This window comes from Paenibacillus glucanolyticus NBRC 15330 (assembly GCF_004000885.1).
GTDB classification, from domain to species: domain Bacteria; phylum Bacillota; class Bacilli; order Paenibacillales; family Paenibacillaceae; genus Paenibacillus_AQ; species Paenibacillus_AQ glucanolyticus.
This window is the reverse complement of the sequence record NZ_BIMC01000008.1, coordinates 210,291-223,146: the sequence shown is the minus strand read 5'-3', so window position 1 is coordinate 223,146 and position 12,856 is coordinate 210,291. Positions and strand designations below refer to the sequence as shown.

Below are 12,856 nucleotides of genomic sequence, written 5' to 3'. Positions count from 1 at the left end.
CTTTCTTGCTTGTCACCAACAATTTATCTCGTTAGCAACTTTTATATCTTACCACATCCGCTCGATCGTTACAAGCTTTTTTTGAATTTATTTTTCAAATTCATTTGGCTTGTTTACTTTCGAACCGTGTGCCAACCGTGTTTTCTCGGCCGGAATTAGAATATACCACATGACTTAGTTACTATGCAAGCATTTTTTTAAAATAAAAAAAACCGCCTCTGAACGAGACGGTTCTATTATGCAACAACTATGAAATTGTTATTCAGCACCCAGGAAAGCATAGCGGATCAAAATGATCACAAACAGGATCCACATCAGCCAATGCACCTTCGTATCTGTGCGTCCAGTCAGCTTACCGAACACAGCCAGTACCACATAAGCAATGATACCAGCGGAGATGCCGTTAGCGATACCGCCAGTGAAAGGCATCAGGATGATGGTCAAGAATGCCGGGAAAGCTTGCATGAAATCATCCCAGTCGATATCGCGTACCTGACTCATCATCAGTACGCCGACAATGACAAGCGCCGGAGCTGTAGCGGCAGAAGGAACAACCAAAGCGATTGGAGCCAAGAACAATGCCAGAATGAACAGCACACCTGTCGTTACAGCAGTCAAGCCTGTACGTCCACCTTCAGCAACACCGGAAGTACTCTCCACGAAAGCGGTGATTGTGCTCGTTCCAAGGAACGCACCCGCACTTACGCCGCCGGCATCAACGAGCATCGCTTTACCAAGCTTCTTCTCGCCTTCCTCTTTGTTCTTCAGAAGTCCGGCGCGGCCTGCCGTACCAACCAGCGTACCGAACGTGTCAAACAATTCAACGAATGTAAAAATGAAAATAACTTCTATTAGACCAATGCCAAGCGCACCCTTCAGATCCATCTGACCGACAGCCAGATTATCAAATGAAGGAATCCAGCTTGCACCGCTCAGACCTGACAGATCCGTAACTCCCATAGGAATACCGATCAGCGTTGTCAGCACGATACCGATAAGCAAAGCGCCTTTTAACTTCAGAACCATCAGGATGGCGATCAGGAAAAGGCCGATAATCGCAAGCAGTGTATCTTTGTTCTCAACGAAATTCCCCAAGCCCAGGTTGAAGGCACCGCCCGGTACAGGATGAGTAATATCGGTTCCCGGATTAATCGAAGCCGTAACAATATTACCGAGCTTAAGTCCAACAATCGTGATGAACAAGCCAATACCGACTGTGATTGCAATCTTCAAGTTATTCGGAACTGCCGTCAACAGCATTTGGCGAACCTTCGTTACCGTAAGAATGATGAAGACGATACCGGAGATAAATACGGCGCCGAGTGCCGCCTGCCAGGTAATCGCTCCATTTGAGCTTAACACGACGGTCATGAAATACGCATTCAATCCCATACCAGGTGCCAATGCAACCGGGATGTTAACAAAAAAGCCCATCGCCATCGTCACAAGACCCGCACCGACTGCAGTGGCGAAGAACACGCCTTCCTGCGGAATGCCCGCGCCCTCAGGACCCAAGAACAGATTGTTGACCAGCAGGATGTAAGCCATGGTCATAAAAGTGGTCAAGCCTGCAATAATCTCGGTTCTTACATTTGTTCCGTGTTCCTTTAGCTTAAAGAAACGCTCCATTGTAGAGATATCCCCCTTAAAATTAATGACACGGCAACACACAAATAGACCCTAAGGATAGATCCCCAGGGCCGTCGCTTGAAAAAAGAGCCGCAAAACAATCATTCGCATGCTGCCGGGCAGCATCCTTATCGAATAACCGACAGCCGATCAGGAGCAATGCTCCATCTAGCTGGCCGGTCTCGAATGCTGGACGAGTCCGCATCATTATATTGCCGCTCTTCTTTTCGTAGCGAGATCATTACGGTGACCTGTAGAGACTCCCGGGCCCATTCCCGGGATTATACGAAAAAGCTCGTTATTTGTTGTTGTCATGTCAGTTTCTACACATATTCTAGGACGAGAAGCCCAAGCTTGTCAATAACAAAAACGAATATTAAACTTGTTAATTTAAAGAAACGTTCGGAAATTGACTCCACTTGTCATATCCCATCTAGGACAAATGGACCGCATACGACAAAAAACAACCCCAGAACGTGGGATACTGCGCACAGTGGCGTTGAAAAGAGTTAAAATCATTCTGGTGTTCACTCTAGCTTGGTGCTTCAATAAATAGAATAAAAATACAAAAAAAAGACAAAATAGCCCTGCACCGAGGCCTCTCCCTATAATTGTATTAGGTGATCAGACATAAGAAATGATTAGCCTCTTGGAAAAAAGCTTCTGCCCGAATCTCTAGGCCATGGAAGCTTCTGCCCAAATCTCTAGGCCATAGAAGCTTCTGCCTGAATCGCCAGGCCATAATACAGCTTCTGTCCAAGTCATTTTGGACATAAAAAACGCTCCCTCTCATCTGCCAAAAGAAGCAAATGAAAGGGAGCGTATATTTTACTATTCCGATCCTATTCCCACTCGATCGTTGCTGGTGGTTTGGACGTCACGTCATACACGATGCGGTTGACGTTCTCGACTTCGTTCACGATGCGCACGGAGATCTTCTCCAGAATATCCCATGGGATACGCGCCCAGTCAGCCGTCATGCCGTCAATGGAAGTTACAGCACGGATGCCTACGGTGTAGGAATACGTACGCGCGTCACCCATTACGCCGACACTCTTCATGTTCGGAAGCGCCGTGAAATACTGCCAGATCTCGCGATCCAGGCCAGCCTTGGCGATTTCTTCACGCAGGATGTAGTCGGAATCACGAACGATTTGCAGCTTGTCCTCCGTCACTTCGCCCAGTACACGAATCGCCAGACCCGGTCCAGGGAAAGGTTGACGGTGCACGATTGCTTCAGGCAAGCCAAGCTCTTCGCCCACCTTGCGAACCTCATCCTTAAAGAGAGCTTTCAATGGCTCGATCAGCGTGAACTTCATGTCTTCAGGCAGCCCGCCAACATTGTGGTGAGATTTGATGGTATGCGCCGTCTCGGTACCACTCTCAACGATATCGGTATAGAGCGTACCTTGAGCCAGGAATGCAAAATCATCAAACTTGCTGGATTCCTCATCAAATACATAGATGAACTCGTTGCCGATGATTTTACGTTTTTTCTCCGGATCGTCTACGCCTTTCAGCTTGGACATGAAGCGTTCCTGAGCGTCAATCTTAACAACCTTCATGTCGAATTTGCCAACGAAGGTCTCCATAACACTCTCAGCCTCGCCCTTGCGCAGCAGACCATGATCGATGAACATACAAGTCAGCTGATCACCGATGGCTCTGTGAATCAGCATCGCTACAACGGAGGAATCAACGCCACCGCTCAGTGCGCACAGTACTTTTTGCTCGCCGACAACTTCACGGATTTCACGAAGCTGATCCTCGATGAAAGTCTCCATGCTCCAGTTGCCCTCGCAACCGCACACTTCATACAGGAAATTCTTGATCATCTCATTACCATGAACGGAGTGACGCACCTCCGGATGGAACTGAACAGCATACAGCTTCTTCTCTTCGTTGCTCATGGCTGCGATCGGAGCAGATTCCGTTCCTGCATCCAGCTTGAAGCCGGAAGGCAGCGATACCACATGATCGCCATGACTCATCCATACCGTTTGTTTTTGCTCAATCCCTTTTACAAGCGTTGAGTTCGGAGCAAATTCCAATTCGGCCTTACCGTACTCGCGCTTCGAGGCGCGTTCCACTTTGCCGTCCAGCTGCTGAGCCATAAGCTGCATACCGTAGCAAATACCAAAAATCGGCAGCTCCAGATCATAAATGGCAGGATCCACATGCGGCGCATTTTCAGCGTATACGCTTGAAGGACCTCCTGAGAAAACAATGCCGCGCGGGGAAAGAGCTTTAATCTTCTCGACGGGCGTGTTGTATGGCAAAAGCTCACTATAAACGCCAAGATCGCGAATGCGTCGTGCTATAAGTTGGTTGTACTGTCCACCGAAGTCCAAAACTACGATGATTTCATTAGGCTTATTCATTACCGGGCCTCCCTTGATTAATGAAATTAATTATACGCAACCCCAATTCATACCGTCAAGAAAGAGGGCCCTTTGTTTTCATGCCAGTTTTTTGACAATTCGGATGCATTGACGTAAAAAGAGTACTTTTTCCGTACGGGACCAAGGTTCGTCCTTGTATGCCGCCCGCTCCCAGCGCTGTGCAAACTGCTCCAGATCCGCTCTGAATTCGACATCGGCAATCGACAAGGAATGGACATATTGACGAAGGGTCTGCCCTCTCTCCAAGGCTCCAAACCGGCGCTGCAGCTTGTCCCAAACCAGTACGGAAGCGGATACAAGACCCTCACGCCTGCTTACCGCTATCGTTCTGGCCATCCTGATGAAGGCAAACCTCTCGCGAACGGCCGGAATTTGATAAATGACTGCCACGATGACAGGAAGAATAAGCAGAAGTAAGCCCCCAAACATCACGGGACCGATCACGGATATCAGAAGTAATACTTTAACGGCTGCGTTAATGACGGAATCCCAGAAGTCTAACCAAGGCTTAAACCCGGCAGGAGCTGAATCGCTGGCAACCGAAAGTGGCGACATCGGCTCAATGCCAAACCCGGGGGTCGGATCAAACGTCACCCAGCCATGATCGGGAAAAAAGACTTCAACCCAGGCATGCGCATTCTTCTGTGCGATCTCGTACCGATCGACCGTTCCCGCGACCCGCTCGCCAGGTGCAAATCCAGTTACATAGCGTGCGGGGATGCCTTCAGATCGGAGAAGTACGGTCATCGTTGTAGCAAAATGAACACAGTACCCTTCCTTCGTATCAAACAAGAAATGATCCGTAAAGTCTGTACCCTCAGGCGGCACCGATGTTTGCAGCGAATACGTATAGTTCTGCTCCAAATAGGATTCGATAGCTTCGGCCTTTTCATACCTGTTCGCAGCTGTCGAGGTGATCTCCTCCCCTAAATTGCGTACTCTAAGCGGCAGCTGTTCGGGAAGCTGCAGGTACATTTCTTTCATATATTCCGGATCGTCACCAGACGCACTTCGAAGTGATGGCACATCAGGCTGATCGTATAAAGATTCAATGGTAAAACCGGTTACCGCACTTTGGCCTTGTAAAGATACACTTTCGGAGAGCCGATCAACGGATAAGGTTGGCGCCCCTCTCTCCCTGGAAGATTGGATCTCATTCACGCGGGTAATGATGCCTCCTGCCAGAAGCGTCTGAATGGGCGTATCCTTGTCAAAAGTCAGCGTCTGAACCAGCGTGTTTCCTGCAGGCCGCTCCCAGAAGGGCAGGATCCCGCTCAGATCTTCGGATACCTTGACCGACTTGCGGATGGAAGGATCAATCCCCCATTTTCGGCCGTCATACAGGTTATAAGTGTCTCCCCGCCAATAGGTGCGCACAGGCGACTGCGCCGTAAAATACAGCTCATCACTGAGCGTCAGCGGCCCGCCTAAATCTTTTCCCTGAGCAGCATAACCCGTAACCTGGGAGGCAGGAACCGCTGGCTCTGTATTTCCCCGGAGCCGCTCCCCCCAGCCCGACAAGCGCTCGGCCACCTCGGTTAAAGACAACCCCATGCCTGCCGAAGGCTCGCTCAAGGCTCCTCCCATTCGGGTAACTCCTGTTATCAGAAATGAGGTTGCCAGCACAATCAGACCCCATCGCAGCACGGGCAATCCCGACAAGCGACCGACTTTTACAGGCTCATGGACCTGTATATCGCTACACGCACCCTCGACGGTTTCCTGCTTCAGCTTAAGAATCAGCATCATGCCCTGTGCCAGCAAAATATACAACACAGCCCGCATCATATCACGATAGATGCTCTCCTCCATGGCAGATTCCAGCACAGCTAAATAAAGCAGTGTCGAACCGCCAAACAGCCAGACGGTCCGGCGGTGTAATGCCAGCATATGGACGGCAGATACCATAATCCCCCACCCAACGAGCAGGACGATGGTCCTCGTCTCCTGGCTTAACGCTGTAAACTCCCACGCACGACTGAATGCCGCAGCATCATCCGGAAGTATCGCCGAAGCGTAGTCAACAAACCACGCGAGCGGATTCCGATAATCGAATAATTGGGAGCATAGCCAAATTACCAGTACGGCATTCAGCGGCAGCCACACCCAGCCTCGCCACGTAAACAATCCTTGCAGCAGCAGAAATACAGCCCAGAGGGATAAGGCTTGCAGCACAAGGTAGCTGCTCCCCTCTCCCGCAGCGTGAAGCGGCAGGAGCCACTCTGACAGGAGCCCCAACACAGGCAATGTAATAAGAAAACGATGAAGCAGCGTTCCGTGTGTTAATCGGGAATGAAACAAATTCGGCAGGAGCTTGGTTTCCAACCTCTGACTCCCCCGACGGCCAGCTTCAACGGACGAGCTGTTGCTGGATCCTCTCATACCCGGCACCCCCTATCCGGGTTGAATTCTCATAAGCCGATAACTCTTGCAAATAAACCAGCTTCCCGCCTTTGCTGAAAAATTCATGCGCCCACTCCGGGTGATCCTGATCTCCCCCTTGAACAGGCGATGCGTTTACAGGGGATTTCATCCGCTTTGCCATTTGCGTACAGTAAATGGTCACTTTTCTGCTGCCTTCATTCAGCAGGTTTATTCCGGTAACAGCCACATTCTTATGGAACACACCTGTCATTACAGCCCATTCCGTATTTTTCTCTGAAGAGTTATGTGAAAACTCAAACCTGGGCCTCCGTACAGAATCCTTCTCAGCCAGCTGAACGGAAGCAAACGGCAGCAGTATATCCTGATGATGCTCTGAGGAAGCTCCTTTGTACTCGATAGGCTGATTCGCTACACCAGCCCCATCCATTCGCAGCTTGAATGGCATTCTGTCGCGAAGAAGCTGTGTTACCAGTCCTACTGCGACAGATACGGTTTCTTCGAAAGCATCCTCCGGTTTCACTCCTTCATATCCGAAGTAACCTTGGAGCGCTGTATCCAGCACAATTCCCTGTCTTACCCCGTAACCTTCATGCGGCATAAAAGATTGCAGACGTCCAAGCTTCGCGGAGTTCTTCCAATGAATCCGGTTCATGGGATCACCGGGAATATAATCACGGACGCCGGTACCTCTCGTTTCTTTCCATACCCTCACCCGTGCACGCTCATCCTCTCTGTCCATATCGCTTCCCTGCACAAGCACCTGGGCCTCGGGCCACTTCATGGGCCTTGGGAGTACGATAAAGCCGCCAGTGTCACTTTGCAGACTCCGGCATGTCCTGAACCAGCCGAACATATCGCCCCATTCCACCTCACTATAGATTGAAGACCAGACTCCGCGGGGAACCTGGTTCAGACGGTAGGTATACTCGAGCCGCTTGCGCATGCCAGGAAACAGAAGCTTGCGATATTCCCTGCCACCCATCCGATCGGTTACGATGAGCCATGGAAGAGGCAGCACCGAGCGATAGGTGATCTGAACGGTCATCTCAATGGAATCTCCCGCCTGTATGCAGGCAGGGGAACTTCTACGGGAAATGGTCATCCGGGTTGGACCGAACAAACTCGTTAACCCCCCGCATAACAATAGAAACGTACACGCTAACCATACAAATCGAAGCGATTCCCCGCCTAACCACAGATAGAGCCCAAGCGCTGCGAACCAGATGGCGATCCCCCTCGACCATTCCAGCAAACCGCGTCTCATGACAAACTTCCCTTCCGGCTTCGCTGACGGGGAAGATCAAACCTCGTAATGATGGACTCTACCATTTCATAAGGGGTGACTCCTGCTGCGCGTGCATCATGCCCCAGATGGATGCGATGGGTCAGCACAGGTACAGCGACACGAAGGCAATCATCAGGAATGACATACATTCGGCCTGTCAAAAATGCGGCTGCTTGCGAAGCACGGAGCCAGGCCAGCGTTCCTCTTGGACTGATCCCGAGAGACACGCCCTGCTGTTTCCTTGAAGCATCGGCAACACTGACCATGTAGCGCTTAATGCTGTCATCCACAAATACACGGGAAACCATCTGCTGCATTTTCATGAGCTCGGACCCCATCATGATCGGCTTAAGATCCTCCAGCCTCGGGCTGCCCATTCCCCGCTGCAGGAGCTCCAGTTCCCCCTCCATGTTGGGGTATCCGAGCGATAATCGCATGAGAAACCGGTCGAGCTGTGCCTCCGGCAGACGGCTTGTCCCTTCGTATTCATAAGGGTTTTGCGTTGCCAGCAGGAAGAACGGAGCTGGCAGCGGATACGTATGACCATCCACGGTGACGCGTCCTTCTTCCATCGCCTCAAGCAGCGCAGATTGCGCCCGCGGCGACGCCCGGTTAATCTCATCGGCCAATACGATATTGGCCATTACCGGTCCGGGCCTATAAACGAATTCACCCGTATGAGGATAATAGACCGATGCGCCCGTAATATCCCCCGGCATTAAATCATAAGTAAACTGAATCCGGCTGAAGTCGCAGCCAATTAATGCTGCCACCGACTTCACCAGCATCGTCTTCCCGACTCCCGGCACATCCTCCAGCAGCACATGTCCGCCTGCCAGCAGTGCCATCATCGTTAACGAAATTTGCTCCTCATGTCCAACAATGACACTGCCAACCCGCTTGGTAACTCTCCCCAGAAGATCAGGCGCCCATTCCGGAAGATTTGATTCTTCAGCATGTATGGATGAACTAAACAAGAACATCAACCTCCAACCTGTATTCATAGATTATTAGATTTAGAACCACTCGAAATTTAGAATCTATGAATAGGTTTTCCAAGAAAGAAGGAAGATAGACATCATTTACTAGAAAACCTGGAAGCTTCTACTGCCTCACTCATATAGAAACCGGAATGATCTGCGCCCCATCGCAGCTGGGTTGATGATCCCCTTCTTTCTTAGCCGAGCAAAAGAAAAAGCGGTTACCCGACCTAAAAAAGATCAGAGTAATCGCTTTTTCTATCGCATGAATGATTGATTCGTAGCCTTAACCGTCCGGGTCCCCCGCCGATTTTCACTATAACACGGGATGCTTGCCCTCATGATCTGCATGATAGGAGTTTGGCATTTTGTGCAACGGTTTTATTCTTTTACGCTGCCCACGTTCAATCCGACTACAAAATACTTCTGCAAGAACGGGTAAACGACCAGAATGGGCACGGAGGCTACAACCGTAACCGCAGCCCGTATGGATAAGGGCGTTACCATAGCAGTCGCTGAATCCTGAGTCATCCCGGCCCCTGCGGCCACATTAGGATTACTGTTGGAATTCATGCTGGACGACAGCAGTTTCATGAGCTCATACTGCAGCGTGCTCAGCTTCTGCGTGGAAGATGTATACAGGAATGCATCAAACCATGTATTCCATGCGCCTACCGCTACAAAAAGAGCAATCGTAGCCAGAACCGGCTTGCACAGCGGGAATATGATCTGCATAAAGATTTTGAAATCCCCCGCTCCATCGATTCTTGCCGATTCAACCAGACTTTCGGGCAGCGTGCCGATGTAGGTGCGAATCACGATCAGGTTGAAGGCACTCACCATGGACGGCAGAATGTATACCCAGAAGCTGTTCAGCAAGTTCAGGTCCTTGATCAGGAAATATCCTGGAATCAAACCGGCGTTAAAGTACATCGTCAATACAAAAACAAGCGTAATCGGCTTGCGGAAGGCATATTCCCGCCGGCTTAAAGTGTATGCCAGCATCGTGGTCAGGAAGATATTCAATACGGTTGAGAGAACGGTTCTGGCCACCGTAATCCAGAATGCATTGTAGATCGTTCCTGAGGCGAATACAGCCTTATAATTCTGCAGCGTCCACTCTCTCGGCAGCAGATAGATTCCGCCGCGAATCGTATCGTTCCCGGCATTAAACGATACCGCAATTGTGTTGAGGAACGGGTACAGCGTAACAATAACAAGGAAAATCATGAACACCGTGTTAAAGGTGTTAAATAGAACTGGCTCGACACGGTTTCTTACAATATTTTTCTTCACTGGCGCATTTGCCGCTTTCTGCGGGCTGAGTTGTTGATTTGCCATGTCTATAACAACCTCTCTTCCCCAAGCCGCTTCGCGGTCCAGTTGGCAAGCAGCAGCATGGTGACGCTGACAACCGTCTTAAATATACCGCCGGCTGTCGCCATCGAGTAATTTCCTTGGGCAATCCCGTACTTCAATACGAATATATCAATTGTCTCTGCCCAGTCCACCACAAGCCCGTTGCCAAGCAGATACTGCACTTCAAATCCAGCTTCAAGAATATGGCCGATGGACATAATCAGCAAAATAACGATCGTTGCTTTGATGCCTGGAAGCGTAACGTGAAGCATCTTGCGATAACGACTGGCCCCGTCTATCTCAGCTGCCTCGTAAAGCGCAGGATCGATGGAAGCGATGGCGGCCAGATAGATGATCGTGTTCCAGCCAACCTCTTTCCAGACATGGGAGCCCCCTACGATTCCCCAGAAGTATTTCCCTTCGCTCAGCCATAGGATCGGTTCTTTAATCACCTGAAGTTTCATCAGGAGATCGTTGATGATCCCGTCAGAGGCAAGAGAGGTAGCCACGATGCCCGTTACGATAATCCAGGACAAGAAGTGAGGGAGATACGAGATGGTCTGAACGGTTCTTTTCCAAAACACTTTCTTGATTTCGTTTAACAGCAGCGCCAGTATAATGGCGGTAACAAATCCGAGCACGAGGTTAATCAAACTCATGCCCACCGTATTGCGCAGCACGCGCAAAAAGTTGTCGTCCGTAAACAGGAACTTGAAGTGCTTAAAGCCTACCCAGGCTTGTTCTCCGAAATCCTTGGCTGGCTTGTAATCCTGGAAAGCCATCGTCCAGCCCCATACCGGAACATAGGCAAACAATATAATGTACAGCATCAGCGGTACGGACATCATAATCAGCTGTTTCTGATTTTTGATGAGGTTCCATGTGATAGGCTGTTTCTTTCCCCTCTTGGGATTTCGGACGGCTCTCTTTTTCGCTAAGGTCTCATCCATATCAAGCTGCTCTCCCCACAAACCTTAATTTTAGAAAGTGGAAGGCTAATTGCACGCCCTCCACCTCCTGACCTTGCCTGAACATTATTTGCTCCAGTTCGTAATTCTCCACTGGATCTGTTCATTAATGCGGTCTTCATAGGCTTTAATGTTGATCTTACCGATTTCAGCCGTATACTCGCTCCATGCAGATTCGAAATCTGCCGGTTTAGCCAGGATCGCTTTTGGCAGGAATTTGGTAGACAAGTCGTTCAGCTTGGTATTGACCACCTTCGCTTCCGATCCTTCAACTAAATCGATGGTCCATGCCGGGTAAGCAACCTCATTCTCCGGCGGTTCGCTGAAGAAATCCACGTAGCTGTCGAAGCCGTACGCTTCAAGGAATTTCTTGTCATACTCCTTCAGACCGGCTTTGTACTCCTCAGGCTGAGCCGCAGCATCCGTAGCATTTCCGTCACTGAAGCTTCCTTCGATTTTTGGCGCGAAACCGAAGAACGCATCTGCTTTGTTTGCCAATTTCCAAGTTCCGTCCGTAAATGCATCACGCTGCTCCTGCGTTTTCATAAAGCGGCCTTCCTCATTCACGATGTAATCTTCGCCCTCAATCCCCCAACTCAGCACTTTCTGCCAATCTTCCGTAATTAACGCATCCAGCATCTTCAGAATCTTCACGGGATCCTTGGCATTCACGCTGATGCCGAATCCATTATTCAAATTGAGCGGTGCACGGTCACGATAATGATCCTTGGTGTTCTCATCATAGACCAGCGGAAGGCCGACGTACGTTCTTTCGTCCTTGCCCTGCGTGATCAGGGAATTCTCAGCGTTCTGGAAATTCCAGTGCTGGTCGAACATCCCGAGAACCGTTCCGCTGGATAACTTGGCAAGATACTGATCGTAGTTCTGCACAAAAGTCTCTTTATCAATCAGACCCTGCGCATTCATTTCGTTCAGCTTCTGGTAATACTGCTTGGCGTAATCCTTGTTGGCAAACACCTCGGCAACTCCATCCTTGACAACAACACCGCCGTCATTCGGATGTCCGATCAAATGCTGCGGTGCATTGAACAGGCCCCAGTTTCTCCAGTCATAGTTCAAGATCTCGAACCCGATCGTTGGACTGCCGTCGATCGTCGGATATTTTTCCTTGTACTTGCCGATCAGATCAAAGTATTCGTCCAGCGTTTTGACCTTCGGATAACCGAACTCCTCCAGCACAGCCTTCTGAATCCAGAATGCCGGTCCTGAATACCAGGAGCTGTTCAATTTACCGTTGAACACGCCATAGTTCGGAAGAATATAGATATGCCCGTCATTAGGGTCCTTCATCATGTTCCAGTAATCTTCATAATGCTTCTTCAAGTTCGGAGCATGCTCTTCAATGAGATCTTCCAGTGGAATGTAAGCACCGGCAGCTGTAAGCTTCGTATTTCCAGTCATCATATCCGGATAATCAGAACCGGCTATCATGACACCCAGCTTCTGATTGATGTCGCCAGCCAGAAACTCAAAGTTGAAGCTGGCACCCAGCTCATCCTTGATCTTCTTATAAATTTTGTTATCTGGCGTCGGCTGCTGGCCAGCCTCGCCGATAAAGACACTGACTTCAAATGGCTCTACCTTATTCCCGTCTGTTCCGGGTGTTGTTTGTTCCGCGGAGTCCTTTTTTTCCGGCGTGGCCGCATTATTTCCGTTTCCGCTCCCGCAGCCCCCAAGGACAACGCTGAGCGACAACAGCAATACCGTGCTGAGCCGAAGCCATGATTTTGTCTTTCCCCCCATAAAAGCACCTCCGTAATAATGTGGTTACATCGTGTACGAACCCGCATGCTTGTAACCTATCTATATTGTAAAAACGCTTTCAAA

At 49.8% G+C, this 12,856-nt stretch carries 8 protein-coding genes and 1 riboswitch; all 8 genes read right to left on the bottom strand.

Features of this window, described 5'->3' with window-relative positions:
• Positions 1-258: 258 nt before the first annotated feature.
• Positions 259-1,629, bottom strand: coding sequence for an NCS2 family permease (locus tag PGL02S_RS14560; protein ID WP_006208251.1), 1,371 nt, complete (start codon positions 1,627-1,629; stop codon positions 259-261).
• A 210-nt stretch (positions 1,630-1,839) separates the two neighbouring features.
• Positions 1,840-1,938: riboswitch (purine riboswitch) on the bottom strand.
• A gap of 533 nt (positions 1,939-2,471) precedes the next feature.
• Positions 2,472-4,010 carry a glutamine-hydrolyzing GMP synthase gene (guaA, locus tag PGL02S_RS14555; RefSeq protein ID WP_006208249.1) on the bottom strand — a complete coding sequence of 513 codons (1,539 nt, stop codon included), beginning with the start codon at positions 4,008-4,010 and terminating at the stop codon, positions 2,472-2,474.
• A 78-nt stretch (positions 4,011-4,088) separates the two neighbouring features.
• A complete protein-coding gene (locus PGL02S_RS14550; protein WP_006208248.1) occupies positions 4,089-6,413 on the bottom strand; it encodes a transglutaminase family protein in 2,325 nt (774 codons plus the stop codon).
• Positions 6,382-7,680, bottom strand: a complete 1,299-nt coding sequence (locus PGL02S_RS14545; RefSeq protein WP_036638831.1) for a DUF58 domain-containing protein — start codon at positions 7,678-7,680, stop codon at positions 6,382-6,384. The genes PGL02S_RS14550 and PGL02S_RS14545 overlap by 32 nt, the downstream gene beginning before the upstream one ends.
• On the bottom strand, positions 7,677-8,684 hold the full coding sequence (locus PGL02S_RS14540) for an AAA family ATPase (RefSeq protein ID WP_036638827.1): 1,008 nt from the start codon (positions 8,682-8,684) through the stop codon (positions 7,677-7,679). The genes PGL02S_RS14545 and PGL02S_RS14540 overlap by 4 nt, the downstream gene beginning before the upstream one ends.
• 378 nt (positions 8,685-9,062) lie before the next feature.
• Entirely contained in the window at positions 9,063-10,022 is a 960-nt protein-coding gene (locus tag PGL02S_RS14535) for a carbohydrate ABC transporter permease (protein ID WP_006208246.1), read from the bottom strand.
• 2 nt (positions 10,023-10,024) lie between these two features.
• On the bottom strand, positions 10,025-10,990 hold the full coding sequence (locus PGL02S_RS14530) for an ABC transporter permease (RefSeq protein WP_036638823.1): 966 nt from the start codon (positions 10,988-10,990) through the stop codon (positions 10,025-10,027).
• 84 nt (positions 10,991-11,074) lie between these two features.
• Positions 11,075-12,772, bottom strand: a complete 1,698-nt coding sequence (locus PGL02S_RS14525; protein WP_036638820.1) for an ABC transporter substrate-binding protein — start codon at positions 12,770-12,772, stop codon at positions 11,075-11,077.
• Positions 12,773-12,856: the final 84 nt, after the last annotated feature.